This is a genomic window from Pseudomonas lundensis (genome assembly GCF_002269125.1).
Classification (GTDB): domain Bacteria; phylum Pseudomonadota; class Gammaproteobacteria; order Pseudomonadales; family Pseudomonadaceae; genus Aquipseudomonas; species Aquipseudomonas lundensis_A.
In genome coordinates this window covers 1-16,576 of the sequence record NZ_NQKI01000043.1, presented here as the reverse complement: position 1 = coordinate 16,576, position 16,576 = coordinate 1, and the positions used below count along the sequence as shown (strand labels likewise).

General features: G+C 57.8%; 17 protein-coding genes, 1 tRNA gene and 1 pseudogene. 11 read left to right on the top strand and 8 right to left on the bottom strand.

What is annotated here, in order from left to right; genetic code table 11:
* Positions 1 to 54: 54 nt before the first annotated feature.
* Positions 55 to 801, bottom strand: coding sequence for a DUF1631 family protein (locus CJF39_RS23795; protein WP_432760261.1), 747 nt, complete (start codon positions 799 to 801; stop codon positions 55 to 57).
* A 12-nt stretch (positions 802 to 813) separates the two neighbouring features.
* Positions 814 to 1,545, bottom strand: a pseudogene (locus CJF39_RS23790) (DUF1631 family protein); the annotation flags it as partial.
* Between the two features lie 348 nt (positions 1,546 to 1,893).
* Between CJF39_RS23790 and nadC the strand changes: the two are divergent.
* Complete coding sequence (gene nadC, locus CJF39_RS19985; RefSeq protein WP_094994994.1) at positions 1,894 to 2,742, top strand: carboxylating nicotinate-nucleotide diphosphorylase; 849 nt, start codon at positions 1,894 to 1,896, stop codon at positions 2,740 to 2,742.
* Positions 2,743 to 2,763: 21 nt separating this feature from the next.
* Here nadC and CJF39_RS19980 read toward each other — a convergent pair whose 3' ends face one another.
* From CJF39_RS19980 to CJF39_RS19965, 4 genes are all read right to left on the bottom strand, one after another.
* Entirely contained in the window at positions 2,764 to 3,261 is a 498-nt protein-coding gene (locus CJF39_RS19980) for a methylated-DNA--[protein]-cysteine S-methyltransferase (RefSeq protein ID WP_094994993.1), read from the bottom strand.
* The gene (locus CJF39_RS19975; RefSeq protein WP_094994992.1) at positions 3,258 to 4,763 is read right to left on the bottom strand and encodes a DNA-3-methyladenine glycosylase 2 family protein; all 1,506 of its coding nucleotides are present in this window, start codon (positions 4,761 to 4,763) and stop codon (positions 3,258 to 3,260) included. The genes CJF39_RS19980 and CJF39_RS19975 overlap by 4 nt, the downstream gene beginning before the upstream one ends.
* Positions 4,764 to 4,909: 146 nt before the next feature.
* A tRNA-Thr gene (locus CJF39_RS19970) sits at positions 4,910 to 4,985 on the bottom strand.
* 46 nt (positions 4,986 to 5,031) lie between these two features.
* Entirely contained in the window at positions 5,032 to 5,439 is a 408-nt protein-coding gene (locus CJF39_RS19965; RefSeq protein ID WP_094994991.1) for a pilin, read from the bottom strand.
* A 206-nt stretch (positions 5,440 to 5,645) separates the two neighbouring features.
* Here CJF39_RS19965 and CJF39_RS19960 point away from each other — a divergent pair, with 206 nt between their 5' ends.
* Genes CJF39_RS19960 through yacG form a run of 4 tightly spaced genes read left to right on the top strand, consistent with a single transcriptional unit; the run spans position 5,646 to position 8,557 of the window.
* On the top strand, positions 5,646 to 6,869 hold the full coding sequence (locus CJF39_RS19960; protein WP_432760260.1) for a type II secretion system F family protein: 1,224 nt from the start codon (positions 5,646 to 5,648) through the stop codon (positions 6,867 to 6,869).
* Between the two features lie 2 nt (positions 6,870 to 6,871).
* Entirely contained in the window at positions 6,872 to 7,732 is an 861-nt protein-coding gene (locus tag CJF39_RS19955; protein WP_094994990.1) for a prepilin peptidase, read from the top strand.
* A 1-nt stretch (position 7,733) separates the two neighbouring features.
* Positions 7,734 to 8,357, top strand: a complete 624-nt coding sequence (gene coaE, locus CJF39_RS19950; RefSeq protein WP_094994989.1) for a dephospho-CoA kinase — start codon at positions 7,734 to 7,736, stop codon at positions 8,355 to 8,357.
* The gene (gene yacG, locus CJF39_RS19945) at positions 8,354 to 8,557 is read left to right on the top strand and encodes a DNA gyrase inhibitor YacG (protein ID WP_094994988.1); all 204 of its coding nucleotides are present in this window, start codon (positions 8,354 to 8,356) and stop codon (positions 8,555 to 8,557) included. The genes coaE and yacG overlap by 4 nt, the downstream gene beginning before the upstream one ends.
* A gap of 74 nt (positions 8,558 to 8,631) precedes the next feature.
* On the opposite strand, the gene CJF39_RS19940 is transcribed toward yacG, so the two are convergent.
* The gene (locus CJF39_RS19940) at positions 8,632 to 9,321 is read right to left on the bottom strand and encodes an energy-coupling factor ABC transporter permease (protein WP_094994987.1); all 690 of its coding nucleotides are present in this window, start codon (positions 9,319 to 9,321) and stop codon (positions 8,632 to 8,634) included.
* A 130-nt stretch (positions 9,322 to 9,451) separates the two neighbouring features.
* Here CJF39_RS19940 and CJF39_RS19935 point away from each other — a divergent pair, with 130 nt between their 5' ends.
* From CJF39_RS19935 to CJF39_RS19920, 4 genes are all read left to right on the top strand, one after another.
* Entirely contained in the window at positions 9,452 to 10,081 is a 630-nt protein-coding gene (locus CJF39_RS19935) for a DUF1780 domain-containing protein (protein ID WP_094994986.1), read from the top strand.
* Positions 10,078 to 10,605, top strand: a complete 528-nt coding sequence (locus tag CJF39_RS19930; RefSeq protein ID WP_094994985.1) for an MOSC domain-containing protein — start codon at positions 10,078 to 10,080, stop codon at positions 10,603 to 10,605. Before CJF39_RS19935 ends, CJF39_RS19930 begins: the two co-directional genes overlap by 4 nt.
* Positions 10,606 to 10,660: 55 nt before the next feature.
* A complete protein-coding gene (locus tag CJF39_RS19925; RefSeq protein WP_094994984.1) occupies positions 10,661 to 10,834 on the top strand; it encodes a DUF3094 family protein in 174 nt (57 codons plus the stop codon).
* A gap of 66 nt (positions 10,835 to 10,900) precedes the next feature.
* Complete coding sequence (locus CJF39_RS19920; RefSeq protein WP_094994983.1) at positions 10,901 to 12,202, top strand: NAD(P)/FAD-dependent oxidoreductase; 1,302 nt, start codon at positions 10,901 to 10,903, stop codon at positions 12,200 to 12,202.
* Between the two features lie 74 nt (positions 12,203 to 12,276).
* Here the strand turns inward: CJF39_RS19920 and CJF39_RS19915 are convergent, their stop codons facing one another.
* On the bottom strand, positions 12,277 to 13,674 hold the full coding sequence (locus CJF39_RS19915) for a glutamate decarboxylase (protein WP_094994982.1): 1,398 nt from the start codon (positions 13,672 to 13,674) through the stop codon (positions 12,277 to 12,279).
* Between the two features lie 168 nt (positions 13,675 to 13,842).
* Between CJF39_RS19915 and glsA the strand changes: the two genes are divergently transcribed.
* Together glsA and CJF39_RS19905 are read left to right on the top strand one after the other, a co-directional pair.
* Positions 13,843 to 14,787 carry a glutaminase A gene (gene glsA / locus CJF39_RS19910; RefSeq protein WP_094994981.1) on the top strand — a complete coding sequence of 315 codons (945 nt, stop codon included), beginning with the start codon at positions 13,843 to 13,845 and terminating at the stop codon, positions 14,785 to 14,787.
* A gap of 20 nt (positions 14,788 to 14,807) precedes the next feature.
* Positions 14,808 to 16,337 (top strand): amino acid permease, encoded by a 1,530-nt coding sequence (locus CJF39_RS19905; RefSeq protein WP_094994980.1) that lies wholly within the window; start codon positions 14,808 to 14,810, stop codon positions 16,335 to 16,337.
* Positions 16,338 to 16,576: the final 239 nt, after the last annotated feature.

Here is a 16,576-nt window from a genome sequence, read left to right as displayed (position 1 = left end):
TGCCGCGATGCGCGCTCCAATTGGCAGCTATCTGTGGCGTCAGTGTCGCAGGGGCTATTGCGCGTGGCGCTGGTGCAAGCTGCCGATCACCGATTCCAGCGCCCGGTCGAAGAGCAAGCGGTCATCCAGGAGCAAGACCTTGCCGCTGCGCAGTTGAGCGATCAAATCGGTGCGGCTTTGTTCCAGGACTTTCAAGCCGGTGCGGTTAACGAAAATATGTTTACCCCCCGGCTCCAGAATGGCAATCAGCTTGCAACGCAGGCGAAACTCTTCGTTTTCCTGCAATTCGATCCACGTCCCCAACCGCAACTGGCTGACCAATAGCAGGCCCAGATGGTCTTGCTCATCGATGGTTTGAGAGGTGGCGAGTGCTTTATCGCACGTTTTATCAGGTGTTTTCAGACGCGCGTGTTCAGCATCGCGCGTGCGCTGCTCCAACAGTTCAATTCGGCCACGCTCGGCCTGCGTAAAGACCAAAAACTCGTGCAGCAACGAGTCCAGCAGCGCGGGGTTATCTCCCGAATATGACGCGAGTTGTTGAACGACGTGTTCAATCTGACGGAACAGCGGATCGCTGTGCTCATCGGTACGCACGTCCCAACCAATGGCCGCTGCGGCGATGACATTCAACAATCGCCGGGCCGCATGGGTGTCGCAGCTGAAAAAGTTCTGATCCCGCTGCGCAATCTTGCGCAACGGCTCCTGCAACAAAGCAATCTGACTTTTCAGCGCCGGTGAAACATTTCGATCCTGAGCGATGTACTCAAACAGAAGCCCGACCAGACTCTGCGCTTCTTGCACGTGCGCGGGCGGCGGTGTGTCCTGGGACTTGGCCCCGCAACAGGCATCGTTGTCAGACAGAGAAGGCAGAACACCCGTGGCAATCAGCAGTTGATTGGCGTCGGCATACAGCTGGCCGGTGTGGCTAAGCAAGTAGGTTTCGAACAGTTGCAACATGATCAGCTTGACCTTGAGGTCCATGCCCTGCTCACGCTCGGCTTGCAAAAAGTACTCACACAGCATGGCCGGGCCCAACGGATTGCTGTGCTCATCCAGCGACATGGTGCAGAGGGTTGCAAGGCGCTGGGTCAATTGGCAAAGGGCCATTTGGTCACGTGTCATGACCTGCGCCACCATCGCATTAATGACCTGCGTGCGCTCAAGGTCATTGGACAATAGAGAGAAGGTCCCCTCGACGGGCGCGGCGCCATGCAGGGTGCACTCACTGACATCGGGCTGGGTCAGGCGAATAAACGCGTCAAAAAAACGGTCAAGGAAGCCACGTTCGATGTGTTTGCGCTTGAGCCGGACATCGCGCATGGCTTCAAAAAAAAGGCTTTGCTCGGCATCACTCCGGGCGTTGTCAGCCATGGCAAACAGGGCTTCATCGGTGTTGTCGAACAGCACTTGCAGGCCATTTTTGAGCTGCTGAGCGGCCTTGTCATGGACCTGCAGCAAAATGACAGGCAGGCGAGCCAGCGGCGAATGAGTCGCCTGCTCAGCCGTCGCCTTGTGGGCAGCTCCCACTTTCCCGTCATGATGCATCCAAGCCTCCTGGAACGATGTGTCGCTTGCGTGGCGTGCAAGGGACAAAGCCACTTTTGACGCTCGCAAACAGAAACCGGCCAGCCCATAACGCGCTCGCCGGAATATCAGAAATTAGGACTTAATGGCCTGTCAAAGCTATGACGCCAATTACAAGGCGCCGATTATCTTGCAAAAGACGCGCCTTGTGCTACCTGACTTGGCAAATCATTTACCAAACGGACAAAAAAAATTTCTTAATGCCAAAAACCGCACAGTCACAACCTTTTACCCACAGTGCAGCGCGGCGCCTTGGGTTCGCTCGCGGCATGGCCCTATAATCGACGCACTTTGTTTGTGGAGTTCGTTATGCCGAATTTACATCTGGCCGATCTCACCGCCGAGATCGAAGCCAACGTACGCCGTGCGCTTGCCGAAGACATTGGAAGCGGCGACATCACTGCGCGGTTGATTCCGGCAGAACGCCTGGCCAAAGCCACGATCATCACCCGCGATGCCGCCGTGATCAGTGGCACCGCGTGGGTGGACGCCGTGTTCCGTCAACTGGATCCTCGTGTTGCCGTGCACTGGCAAGTGGGCGATCGCGAACGCGTCAGCCCCAATCAAGTGCTGTTTCACCTCGAAGGCCCGGCCCGCTCTCTGCTCAGTGGCGAGCGCAGTGCGTTGAACTTCCTGCAGATGCTGTCGGGTGTCGCGACCCACGCCCGCCAGCTGGCCGACCATGTGGCCGAGACACAGGTCAAACTGCTCGACACCCGCAAAACCCTGCCGGGTTTACGCCTGGCGCAAAAATACGCCGTGACCTGCGGCGGCTGTCATAACCATCGTATCGGTCTGTACGACGCGTTCCTGATCAAAGAAAACCACATCGCTGCCTGCGGTGGCATCAGTCAGGCCATCGACGCCGCGCACAAAATCGCGCCCGGCAAACCGGTGGAGATCGAGGTCGAGAGCCTGGGCGAACTCAGAGAAGCGCTGGCCGCGGGCGCTGACATCATCATGCTCGACGAGTTGAGCCTGGATGACATGCGCGAGGCCGTGCGCCTGAACGCGGGCAAAGCCAAGCTTGAAGCCAGCGGCGGGATCAATGAAAGCACGTTGCTGCCCATTGCCCAAACGGGTGTGGACTACATTTCGATTGGCGCCATGACCAAGGATGTCAAAGCGGTCGACCTGTCGATGCGTTTGAGTTTGTAAGGCGCCAGCGGCTGTGGCGTATCAGGTCAAACCGAAAGGCTGATGCGCCAGCTCATGCTCCAGCAACCACTGCTTGGCCGCGAGCCCGCCGGCGAAACCCGTCAATTTGCCGTTACTGCCGATCACACGGTGACACGGGATGATAATCGGAATCGGATTGCGGCCATTGGCTGCGCCCACCGCCCGCGATGCGGTGGGACGCTGGATCTGCTGCGATAAGCGGCCGTAACTGGTGGTCATGGCAAAAGGGATGGTGGTGAGCGCCTGCCACACCATCTGCTGAAACGGCGTACCTTGCGGCGTGAGCGGCAAATCAAAGGTATGGCGTTCGCCTGCAAAATACGCCTCCAACTGTCGACGCACTTCCGCCAGCTTTTGCGGCGAATGCAGCCAGCCTTGCTCCGGAGAATGCGCCCGGCGCTCAGAGGCGAAGCGCACTTCTCGCAGGCCTTCATCGTCAGCCACTAAAAACAGCGGACCAATGGGCGACGGCATTTGCGCGTAGTAAATCAGCGTCATGGTTGAACCCTCCGGGCAGCAGCCGAATCGGTGGCTGCGCGCCATAAATACATCACTGAATAAGCTCGCCATGGGCGCCAGCTTTCGGCCTGCAATTGCAGGACTCGTGTACTCAATGGAGCGCCGTCAGGGTTAGCCTGACGGCGCAGAATCAGATCAGCTGCAGGAAACGCATCCGGGTGTTTGAGCACGCGCATGGCAATGTAATGCGCCGTCCATTCGCCAATGCCCGGCAGTTGCACCCACTGACTGATGAAAGTTTCCAGCGGCTGCTCAACGGCAAACGCCACACGCCCCTCCATTAGCGCGCGGGCGATCCCCCGGATCGTATTAATACGCGCCTGCGTGATGCCCATTTGGTCCAGGTTGGCGTCGGCCAGTTGCTCTGGGGCGGGAAACAGGCGATTGAGCCCCGTTGCGCCCTGCATTTCAATCGGTGTTCCAAACCGTTGCACGATGCGAGTGGCCAAAGTGCGCGCGGCTGCCACGCTCACTTGCTGCCCCAACACTGCCCGCACGGCCACTTCGAAGCCGTCCCAGCCGCCAGGCAAGCGCAGGCCCGGATAGCGCTCGATCAGCGGAGCGAGTTGCGGGCTGGCGCCGAGGGTTTGAGCAATTGCCTGAGGGTCAGCATCCAGATCAAACATGCGCCGAATGCGTGTCACCACGTTGAGCAAGTGAGCGGGTGCGACGTTGTACAACTCAAGGCGCAAGGCATGTTGCCCTGCCGGCGCGGCGCTGACCCGCAGCCAGCCAGGCGATTGCGGTGGGCCAAATACCCGCTGATAACGCTGGGCGTCCACATACTCGATACCGGGCAACGCGCGATTGAACAGGAAACCCAGCACAGCTTTGAAGTCGTACGGCGGCCGATAGCCAAGACGCAACACCATGGGCGCGTCAGCCTGAATGGCAGGGCTGCGCCTGAACGCACGAGGCTCGGCATGGTTGGCCTCGGCAAACGCTGAATTGAAACGCCGCACGCTGCCAAATCCCGAGGCCAGGGCGACGTCAGTGATAGACAATGCCGTTTCGGTCAGCAGTTGTTTGGCAAACAACAGCCGTTGGGTAGCATGCACCGCGACGGGCGGCGCCCCCAGGTATTTCACGAACAAGCGCCGCAGCTGCCGCGCCCCCACACTCAGGCGCTCGGCTAACGCCTCCAGCGAGTGTTCGGCTAAAAAACCTTCGTTGATCAGCGTCAGGGCACGCGTCACCAAATGTTCGCCGTGCAACCACAACAGATTGCCCGGCGCCAGCTCGGGACGGCAGCGCAAACAAGGGCGAAAACCTTGAGCCTGGGCAGCAGCGGCGCTGGCGTAATACACAACGTTCTCGGCTTTGGGGGCACGAGCCGGGCACACGGGACGGCAGTAGATACGCGTGGTAAGCACGGCCGTAAAAAACACGCCGTCAAACCGCGCATCGCGACTCAACCGAGCGATTTCGCAGGCTGCGGTGGAAGGAGTAAGCGAGGTGTCGGGCGAGTCGTGTGTGTTCATGGCCCGCACAATAGCACCGGCCTTTTGGTGAATCTCGCCATTTTCGGACGTCAATGTTGACCGCCGATCAGGTCGCCCCTAGCGGCCCTCACGGGCAAACGTGCCCCCATAAAAAACGCCCTGCTAAAACAGGGCGTTTTATTAAATGGTGCCGGAGACAGGAATCGAACCTGCGACCTTCGCGTTACGAGTGCGCTGCTCTACCGACTGAGCTACACCGGCGATGGCAGCAAAACTATCACTGCCAATGAAAACGGGCAATTCGTGGCTATTTGCAGGCACCGCTGGTCAAACACGTGCCGCTTTGGGTCCAGACCAGCGCATTGCCAGCACCACTCAAGGCCGGAACCATGACGCTGGTCCAGCCGCCAGCCGCCTGGGTGCCGGTCATGGTGATCACACCATCTATTACGGTCATACCGGCGGCAAGGTTGTCTGTCGCATCTGCGGGGCCGGGAATGCCATGGGTACCCGCATCACACTGGGCCAGATCATTGGTTTCACTGAAGCACAACGCAACGGCAGTTTTGTAGCTGTTGCCGAGCGTGTTCACTTCAGCAAAGCGCGCTTTCATGGTGTGGTCGTTATAAGCAGGCAATGCGAAAGACGCGATCAGACCGATGATCGCTACCACGATCATCAGCTCAATCAAGGTAATGCCCTTTTGTTGTTTCATGTGCGGCCTCCAAAACATTAAGACGCGGCCCGGCGATCGAATGCGCTGTCAGCGCCGGGCCGCCAAAAAAGTGCGCACAGGCTACCAAGGATCGTTGTCAGAAGCTTCTGAACAACAGCGTTTGACACCTTTGGACATGCACTGGCTCAAGTCGCGCCTCTGGCGCTGTCTAGTCTTTGACACGCACGGCGCAACTGAACGCGCCTATGCTCAAGGACGAAATCATGGCCGACACGTATAGATATCGATGGGAAGGCAAGGATGCCAACGGCGCCACTCACACCGGGGAACTCAATGCCAAAGGGCACGCCGAGCTTCGCGCCCAACTGCGGCGCCAAGGGATCAGTGTGCGCACCATTAGGCGTCAACGTACCTCGCGCAGTCGCTCCGGCAGGTCGGTCAGTGCGTCAGACATCACCCTGTTCAGTCGCCAACTGGCGACGTTGATCCAGTCGGGCGTCCCTCTTTTGCAAGCGTTGGAGGTGATTGGCAAAGGGTTCGAGCAGTGCGCCATGCGCCATCTGATCATCGAATTGACACAGGACATCGCTGCCGGAAACAGCCTCACCGCGGCGCTGCGTAAAAAACCGAATCACTTCGACACACTGTTCTGCAATCTGGTGGAGGCCGGGGAGCAAGCAGGTGCGCTGGATGTGATGCTGCAACGTATCGCGACCTACAAAGAAAAGTCCGAAGTCTTAAAAAAGAAAATCAAAAAAGCCATGACATACCCCATCGCCGTATTGCTGGTGGCAGTGCTGGTCAGCGGCATTCTGTTGATAAAAGTGGTGCCGCAGTTTCAGGGTGTGTTTGCTTCGTTCAACGCGCAACTGCCCGTGTTTACGTTGTGGGTCATTGGCTTGTCAGAGGCATTGCAACGCCACGGGCTTTGGCTTTTACTGGGCACCGCATGCGCTGCGGCCATCATCCATCATCGCTACAGCGCCTCAGCCACCCTGCGCCATCGCCTGGACGCCCTGCTGCTGAAAGTCCCTGTCACCGGGCAGTTGTTACAACTGTCAGCGATTGCACGTTTTGCCCGCACCCTTTCCACCACCCTGGCGGCCGGTGTGCCACTGCTCGAAGCGCTGGATTCAGTCGCAGGCGCGACCGGCAACAGCGTGCTGAAAGAAGCCGTGCTACGGCTCAAGCAACACGTCGCCACGGGCACGCAGATCCATGTTGCCATGGCTAGCAGTGGCGTATTCCCGGGCATGGCGATTCAGATGACAGCCATTGGCGAAGAGTCTGGCACATTGGACAGCATGCTCAATCACGTAGCCACCTATTATGAGAGCGAGGTCGACAACCTCGTCGATAACCTGACAACGCTGATGGAGCCCGCAATCATGGTGGTACTGGGGATTGTGGTAGGCGGTCTGGTCATTGCCATGTATTTACCGATTTTCAAACTGGGCCAAGTGATTTGAGCATGATCGATTTTTTGAGCGTCCACCCCGCTGCGTTTATCGGGTGCGCCTTGTTGCTGGGCCTGTTGCTCGGCAGTTTCCTGAACGTACTGGTCTGGCGCTTGCCAAAAATGCTGGAACAGGACTGGCAGGCTCAGGCACGTGAAGTGCTAGAGCTTCCCGCCGCGAACAGTAAAACGACGTACAACCTGTGGCTGCCTGCCTCTCATTGCCCAGAATGCCAACACCGCTTGCGTCCCTGGGAGAACATCCCGCTGCTCAGTTATGCACTCCTGCGCGGCAAGTGCTCGCAGTGCAAAACCGCCATCAGCCCTCGCTACCCCCTGACCGAACTGGCTTGCGGCCTCGTGTCCGGCTTTGTGGCCTGGCATTTTGGCTTAAGCCCCCAGGCTGGCTGGGTGCTGTTGCTGAGCTGGGGCCTGATTGCCATTTGCCTGATCGACGCCCGCCATCAAATCGTGCCCGATGTGCTGGTATTGCCGTTGCTGTGGCTGGGCCTGCTGCTCAACAGCTTCGAGCTGTTCACCAGCCTGTCGCAGGCCGTTTGGGGGGCAGCCTTGGGTTACCTGAGCCTATGGTCGGTGTTCTGGTTGTTCAAATTAATCACCGGCAAGGACGGCATGGGTCACGGAGATTTCAAGCTATTGGCACTGTTTGGAGCCTGGGGTGGCGTATCGGTGTTGCCGTTAACGATCCTGCTGTCATCGCTGGTCGGGGCTCTGGTAGGTGTGAGTTTGCTGCTGATGCGCCGCGCTCATCGCGCAACGGCCATCCCGTTTGCCCCCTATCTGGCCATCGCCGGGTGGATTGCATTGCTCTGGGGTGGTCAAATGACCGCTTTCTATTGGCAACTTGCGACCTGAAATGAATACCGCATCTTCCAAACCCTGGATTCTGGGCCTGACCGGCGGTATCGGCAGCGGCAAAAGCGCGGCAGCCGATCACTTTGCTGCGCTGGGCATTCATGTCGTGGATGCCGACCATGCCGCGCGCTGGGTGGTCGAACCGGGCCGCCCGGCGCTGGATAAAATCGCAGAGCACTTTGGTGCCGACGTGTTGCAAGCCGACGGGCATCTTGATCGCGGCGCCTTGCGCAAATTGATCTTTGCCGACCCACAGCAGCGGCTGTGGCTGGAGGCTTTGCTTCACCCGTTGATCCGCGATGAGATCGCTCAGAACCTGGCTCAGGCGACATCACCCTATGCGATCTTGGTATCGCCATTACTGGTCGAATCCGGGCAGTACGCAACCACCCAGCGCGTGCTGGTCATTGATGCTCCCCAAGCACTGCAAATTCAGCGAACCTTGTTGCGCGACAACACCAGCGAAGAGCAAGTCCGGGCCATTCTCAAGGCACAGGCCAGCCGTGAAGAACGCCTGCGCCATGCCCATGATGTGCTGGTCAACGACAACGATTTGAAGGCGTTACAGACTGAAGTCGAGCGCTTGCATCACTACTATTTAACTTTGCGTGGAGGCCAATCATGACCAAACCAATGACCGTAGACTGCCCGACGTGCGGCACTGCCGTGGAATGGACCGCTGCCAGTGCGTTCCGGCCTTTCTGCTCGGACCGTTGCAAACTCATCGACCTGGGCGCATGGGCCAGTGAAGAACACAAAATCCCGGTCAGCCCGGATGCAGAAGAGGATATGTTTTCAGAAGAGCTGGCGCCGCGTATTCATTGATTCATCCCCCGCGTAGCCGCTGCGCCAGGCTGCGAGCTGTTCAATCGACACGCTCGCGGCCTCGCAGCAACACGTTATTTTTTGGGTCCTTCATCCTTCCACGGTGCCGCGAGGTAGCGAGTGCGGTTGAAGGTTTCCAGCCACTCCGGGCAAAACACCACCAGCGCCGTGACCAGCATCCCGTTGATAAACGCCTCGGGGAAGATGATCAGCCATAGGTAACCGATAAAATCCTCCAGCCATTGCGGCATCACAAACAGGCCATCCAGCCATAGCACGCCTAGCCCCGCCAGCAGACACAGCAAGGCCGCCAGTGCTGCTGCGAAAAAACCTGAGCAAAAAATGTACACAAACGGATTGCGCGGTTGCGCACGCTCGACCAGGTGCGCGCAGGCCTCGGTGACGGCAATCGGCAATAGAATCAACAGCACGCCATTGACGCCCATGGCGGCCAAATCCTGTCGCCCCAGGAGCACCAACCCCACTTGTGCCATGAGCGCACCGATAATGGCAAGCGGCCAATCCAGTAGCAAAGTGACGACTGTCAGGCCGATGAAGTGATATGAAACGCCGGTGTCAAAGTCGCGGCGAACCAGCCACAGTAAAAATAGCGCGAACACCGTACCAAACAGCAAATGCTGGCGCCGCGTGTCGGCAAACAATTCGACCCACGGCGCCCGCAGGACTGCCCAAAGCACGACAGGCACGTAAAGCAACCAGCCCATCACCATCGTTGGCGTGGATAAAACCTCGGCCGCAATCATGCGTGCCCCCCCCACTTAACCTTGCTCAAGCACACCGCTCCACCCTCCCTGCCAGATGCCCGTGTTTGTCATGCGGCTCAGTCTACACCCGCACTTCCAGTCACACCTGTTTCGAGGCTAAGCTGCGCCTATGGACGACTCTGATTATTTACGCCTGTTAACCATTCAGGCTGAGCAAGCCAATGCCTTTTTGTCCAATGCCCGCAAGTGGGAGCGTGAGCGTTGGGTTTGCCAGCGCCTGCTGCAAGGCTTGAACATCAGCTACCACACGCAGGATTTCACACAGCCCGATCAAGAACCGCCTGACGTGCTGTTTCGCGATGCGCGGTTTGAGGTGTTTTTTGTGCTCGACGAAGGACGACGCCTCAGTGATGAATGGCGCGACGAGTTGCAGCGGCGGCGCAATGCCTACTCCCTGAGCCAGCTCGTGCGCCGTGAAGCTCGCCCTAAACGCATTCCGGCCAGCAAACTGCTGCAACGGCTGGGGCCGACACTGCACAAAAAAGCCACCAATTACCGTGAGCGCGACATTGATCTGGGGCAGTTGGACATCATTGCGTTTTCCAGCCTCAAGCGCGAAGTACTGGATCTCAATAGCCACTTTCCGCCGCCTACCGAGTACCTGCGCATGGGCTGGCGCTCACTGTCGCTGGTAGGCCCGACGTTTGCCAGGGTGTTGTTTGCACAGCCGCACGCTCCGGACTTTCTGCGCAGCAATTTGGGACGCAGCATTATTTTCGATGTCGGGATCAGCCTGTGAGTCCTTTTCAGGCGTTGATTGCTGAAGTACCGCAAACCGGGCGCGTACGCTGGATTGGCGTGCGCCCGCAATCTCGCGCCGACCTGGTGGTACTCGATGCAGTGGAAGCGCGTCGCGAAGCCGGACTGACCGGCGATCATGCCCGGCCCGGTGCGCGCAATGCGCGGCAAGTTACCTTGATTCAGTGGGAACACTTGGCGGTGATCAACGCCTTGCTGGGGCGCCCCGCCGAAAACCCCGTTTTACCTCAGGATTTGCGGCGCAATATCGTGGTCAGCGGGATCAATCTGTTCAGCCTCAAAGGCCGACGCTTCCGCATCGGGCGCGCGATATTCGAGACCACCGGTTGGTGCCAGCCGTGTGCACGGCTAGAGCTGCGGCTCGGTGCTGGCACATTCCAGGCGGTACGCGGTCATGGGGGCATTACCGCAAGGGTTATAGAAAGCGGGATCATTCGTCTAGACGACGAACTGCGGGTCGAGCCTTTGGGCCCCAACGGCTATGCTTCATTTCATCCCGGTTAACGCTCTGCTGTAGCTTTTACACATTCCGCAACGTCTATCTGACGAGGCAAACTCTATGTCCAGTCTCCTGAAACCAGATGACCAACAGCGTGTCGAAGAGTACCTGCAACTGCCACAACACCAGGTTGAGCGCCGGCCCTTCAGGCCGTGGATGCTCCTTGGGGTGGTGCTGATTGTGGTGATCGGTCTGGGCTTTTTGAGCCGCCTCCTGAGTTACCTGGCGCTATGAGCTGCATTGCGCTCGCCCACGGGACTCAGGCACAGAATTTTTTTTCAAGCCTTGTGAGTGATACCTATGTCCCATCGTATTGTGATTGTCGGCGGCGGCGCCGGCGGCCTGGAGTTGGCGACCCGCCTGGGCAAAACCCTGGGTAAACGCGGTAAAGCCAGCGTGACGCTGGTCGATGCCAACCTGACCCATATCTGGAAACCGCTGCTGCATGAAGTAGCGGCCGGTTCGTTGAACTCCTCCGAAGACGAACTCAACTACGTCGCCCAAGCCAAATGGAACCACTTCGAGTTCCAGCTAGGCCGTATGAGTGGTCTGGACCGTGAGCTGAAAAAGATCTCATTGTCGGCAACCCTCGACGAAAAAGGCGAAGAACTGGTGCCTGCCCGCGAGCTTAGCTATGACACCCTGGTGATCGCAGTCGGCAGCACCACCAACGACTTCGGCACTAAAGGCGCAGCCGAGCATTGCCTGTTTTTGGACACGCGCAAACAAGCCGAAAAATTCCACCAGCAATTGCTGAACCATTACCTGCGTGCGCACGCCGGGCAAACAGACACCATTGAAAACATCAGCGTGGCCATCGTGGGTGCGGGGGCAACGGGTGTTGAGTTGGCGGCCGAGCTGCACAATGCGGCCCATGAGCTGGCGGCGTATGGTCTAGACCGTATCAAGCCGGAAAACATGCACATCACTGTGATCGAGGCAGGGCCACGCGTACTGCCGGCGCTGCCCGAGCGCATCGGCGGGCCTGTGCATAAAACCCTGGAAAAACTGGGCGTTACTGTCCTGACTAATTCGGCCGTGAGCGAAGTGACCGCTGATAGCCTGATCACCAAAGAAGGCCAGGTGATTCCTGCAAGCTTGAAGGTGTGGGCCGCGGGCATTCGTGCACCAGGCTTCTTGCAGGACATTGCGGGGCTGGAGACAAACCGTATCAATCAACTGGTCGTGCGCCCAACCCTGCAAACCACCCGCGATGACAATATCTTTGCTTTCGGTGACTGCGCAGCCTGCCCGCAACCGGGCACTGACCGGATGGTGCCGCCTCGCGCGCAAGCGGCTCATCAACAGGCATCGCTGCTGGCCAAATCGCTAAAAATGCGCCTTGAAGGCAAATCTGACCTGCCCGATTACCACTACCGCGATTACGGTTCGCTGATCTCGCTGTCGAGTTTCTCGGCTGTGGGTAACTTGATGGGCAGCCTGATGGGCACAGTCATGCTGGAGGGCTGGCTGGCGCGGATGTTCTATATCTCGTTGTACCGTATGCACCAAATGGCGCTCTACGGCACGTTCCGAACGTTGATGCTGATGCTGGGCAGTCGGATCGGACGCGGCACTGAACCGCGTCTGAAACTGCACTAATCCGGCTTTAAATTTGTGTGCAATAACCGCAGGCTGCGCGGGTAAGACTCGCAGCCTGCGGCAGTTCGGACAAATCAGCGTCCTGCGTGATTCCCCGCTTCAGCTTCACGGCCTTTGAAACCGTGTGGCGCATGCTCGTCAAAGAACTTGATGTCCCGCTCAAAGTCCGCCAACAGCAATTTAGCCATGTCGATCGACAGCCCCTGACGCACCAGAATCCGTTGTACAACGACGTTTTCAACGTTGGCCGGAAGGCTGTACGCCGGTACAAGCCAGCCCCTCACCCGCAAACGGTCTGCCAGATCGTAAAGCGAGAAATGGGTTTCAACGCCGGGTTTTAATCGCCAGGTCAGCGCCGGGATGCCCAATTGAGGGTCGCCGTTATAGAGCATTTCAAACGGCCCGATTTTCACCAGTTCACGGGCCAAAAATTGCGCCGTTTCGTAACACGCCGAGTGAATGCGTTCATACCCTTCACGGCCCAGGCGTAAAAAGTTGTAGTACTGGGCGATGATCTGCCCGGCCGGGCGGGAAAAATTAAGGGCGAAAGTCGGCATATCGCCCCCAAGATAATTCACGTGGAATATCAGCCCTTCCGGAAGATCCTGCACATCCCGCCACACGACCCACCCCGCCCCCAAGGGCGCGAGCCCGAACTTGTGCCCGGAAGTGCTGATGGATTTCACCCGCGACAAACGAAAATCCCACTCAATATCCGGCGCGCAAAACGGCGCAAGCATGGCGCCACTGGCGCCGTCTACATGAAGGGCAACGTTCAGGCCCTTGCGCTTTTCCAGATCGTCCAGCGCATCGGACAACGGCTTCACGGTTTCATACAGGCCGGTAAAGGTTTGACCAAAGGTCGGCACCACAACAATGGTGTTTTCATCGACGCGCTCGAGCATGTCCTCTGGCGTCATGAACCATTGCCCGTCCGACATGGGCACCTCGCGGATTTCAACATCCCAGTAACGCGCAAATTTGTGCCAGCACACTTGCACCGGCCCGCAGACCATATTCGGTGTCGTGGCCTGTTTGCCCGCTGCTTTGCGAGCGGCCCGCCAACGCCACAATGCTGCCAGCCCGCCCAACATGCAGGCCTCGCTGGAACCGACTGTCGACGTACCGATGGTGGTTGCAGCCGACGGCGAATGCCACAGATCCGCCAGCATGTGAATGCAGCGGCTTTCGAGTTCGGCGGATTGAGGGTATTCGTCCTTGTCGATCATGTTCTTGTCGATAGACAGGTCCATGAGCTTGTGCACTTCATCCTCTTCCCAGGTCTGACAGAACGTCGCGAGGTTCTGGCGGGCGTTGCCGTCCAGATACAGCTCGTCGTGCACAAGCTGGTAAACCTCACGCGCAGCCTGCTCGGCTTCGGGAAAACGTTTGGTAGCCGCGGCATGAGCCAATGCCGAAGAACCAAAGACAGGATCAGTGCCGGTATGACGTTTGATGCGGTGCAGCGCCATGGGAGCTCTCCTTGAATAATGGACCTTGGCTGGCCGACCTCCTCTTCACTGGCTCAGCGTTGGGCTAAGAGCATAGACAAGCATTTTGACTTTGCCCTGCCTGCGGGCATGTCCGGAAATTCCGTCCTATAGTTCCCGGCGACTCAACGTACGCACGGAGCGAGCGCAATGAAAACACAACCTCTCACGGTTGACGGATCAGTGACCCACGCACTGCACGAAGCCCATCAACGTTTTGCCAGCAATCACCACGGAAAAAACGCCAGTTACATTCCGTACCTGGCGTCTGTCCCTGCCAATCTGTTCGGCATCAGCATCATGTTTTGTGACGGCACCCATGCCGAGGTCGGCGACACCGATTACGCCTTTGCCATCGAGTCGATTTCAAAGGTGTTTACCCTCGCCCATGTACTGGATGACATCGGGCCGCAATCCTTGCGCAGCAAAATTGGCTGCGATCCGACCGGCGAACCTTTCAACTCTGTTGTGGCACTAGAGCTGCACAAAGGACGACCGCTCAATCCCTTCGTCAACGCCGGGGCCATGGCAACGGTCAGCCTGCTCAAGGCCGAAAATTCGACCCAGCGCTGGACGCAAATTCATTCCACGTACAACGCTTTTGCCGGACGCGATCTGGTCGTGAATGAAGAGGTGTACGCCTCTGAAGCCTCGACCAATCAGCACAATCGCGGCATTGCCTGGCTGCTTCAAAGCTACGGCTATATGTATGCCGACCCGATGGAGGTGTGCGATGTGTATACCCGCCAGTGCTCGGTTGCGATCACCTGCCATGACTTGGTCACGATGGGAGCAACACTGGCCAATGGCGGGGTCAACCCCGTGACGTACAAGCAGGTGATCGCTGCCAAAACCGTGGCGCCCATTCTGGCTGAAATGACCATGAATGGCCTCTATGACACGACGGGCGACTGGTATTACAAGGTGGGGCTACCTGGCAAAAGCGGGGTTGGCGGCGGGATTCTCGCGGTGGTTCCGGGGGTCTGCGCGATTGCAGCATTTGCCCCGCCGCTGGATGTTGCGGGCAACAGCGTTCGTGGCCAACTGGCTGCTGAACACCTTAGCCGCACGCTCAATTTGAGCCTGCTGCACTGACGCGCAAGAAGGGAGGCAATATGGCTACCACCAGTAAAGCTAAAACTTACATGTCATGGTTAACCATCTGTTTCATGATGGTTGCGGCTGTTGCCAGTATCCGCTCATTGCCAAGCATGGCGGTTTACGGCCTGGGTTCAATTTTTCTCTATGTCATCCCGGCGCTGCTGTTTTTCATCCCGGTCTCACTGGTCGCCTCTGAACTGGGAACCGGCTGGAACGGAGGCATCTATGGCTGGGTCAGGCAAGCTTACGGCGACCGCCCCGGCTTTTTCATCATGTGGTTCATGTGGATACAAGTGGTGGTCTGGTACCCGATTGTGCTTGGGTTCGGTGCCAGTACCATGGCCTACCTGATCAACCCTGAACTGGCCAAGAGCGGGGTGTTCACGGCTGCGGTCATCATTGTTCTGTATTGGTTGTCGACGTTTGTTGCCCTTAACGGGCTGACAACCCTGTCCAAGCTGACGTCGTGGTTCATGCTTCTGGGTACGGCCCTGCCCGCCGCTTTACTGGTTCTGCTGGGCGTGGCCTGGCTGGTGCTGGGGCACAAATCGGCTGCACCTCTGACCTGGGATGCATTGATTCCGGCCATCTTCGACACACACTCCACCGTCAAAACCGGCGCGCACAATCTGCATCCGGATTTGTGGCGTGAATTCACCGGCGCCATCACTGGCCTGGTGTTGATTGTGAGTAACTTCCTGGCCTTTGCCGGTATCGAAATGAACGCCATTCACGCGCGCGAATTGCGTAACCCGCAAAAAGAAATGCCACGCGCCATTCTGCTAGCCTTTTTTATGATTCTGCTGGTGTTCATCCCGCCGACTGTGGCGATTTCATTGGTCGTGCCGGCGGATTCGACGAGCCTGACTGCGGGCGTTATTCAGGCATACGCAGCCTTCTTCGAAGGGTTCAACATGCCTTGGGCCACGCCTATCATGGCCATTTTGCTGATCATTGGCGCATTGGGCGGCGTACTCGCGTGGACGGCCGGACCCTCCACCGGCCTGCTGTTTGTGGGTAAGGCGGGAATGCTTCCACCGGTGATGCAAAAAGTGAACAGCAAAGGCGTGCAAAAAAACATTTTGTATTTACAGGCCATTATCGTCACGTTGCTTTCGACGATTTACATCTTCATCGACAACGTATCCGATGCGTTCTGGATGATCAGCGCCATGGCGGCATTGATGTACCTGATCATTTACGTATTCATGTTTATGTCCGCCATGAAGCTACGCAAAACCCAGCCCACTGTTAAACGTGGTTACGTGCTCAAGGGGCTGCATGGCTGGTGCTACCTGGGGTTGTTTTCAACGTGCGTGGCGTTGATCTTCGGTTTTATTCCACCGAATAACTTCAGCAGCATGCCGTTTTTTGAATACGCAGGGATTTTGTTGCTGGGATTGATCGTGGCAGGCGCCCCGCCGTTTGTCTTCTATGCCCTGCGCAAACCCTCATGGCAGATGGTGCCGAAGGCCGAGGCAGATCAATATTCGGCAGCTTTGCAGGATTTGCAGGATGCCGACGACAAAGCCGCTAAAACCTGATCGGCCCGGGGTGCCCAGGGCTTGTCACAGTTACAGAGCACCGACACGGCATCACGATAAATTCATGAGCAAAAAAAAAGCGTCCCTAAGGACGCTTTTTTCATGGCAGCTAATGCAACTGGCATTAGCACCTTATTTTCTACACCCATTACTGCCGGGCAGAAAATGGTCGGGGTAAGGGGATTCGAACTCCTGACATCCTGCTCCCAAAGCAGGCGCGCTACCGGACTGCGCTATAC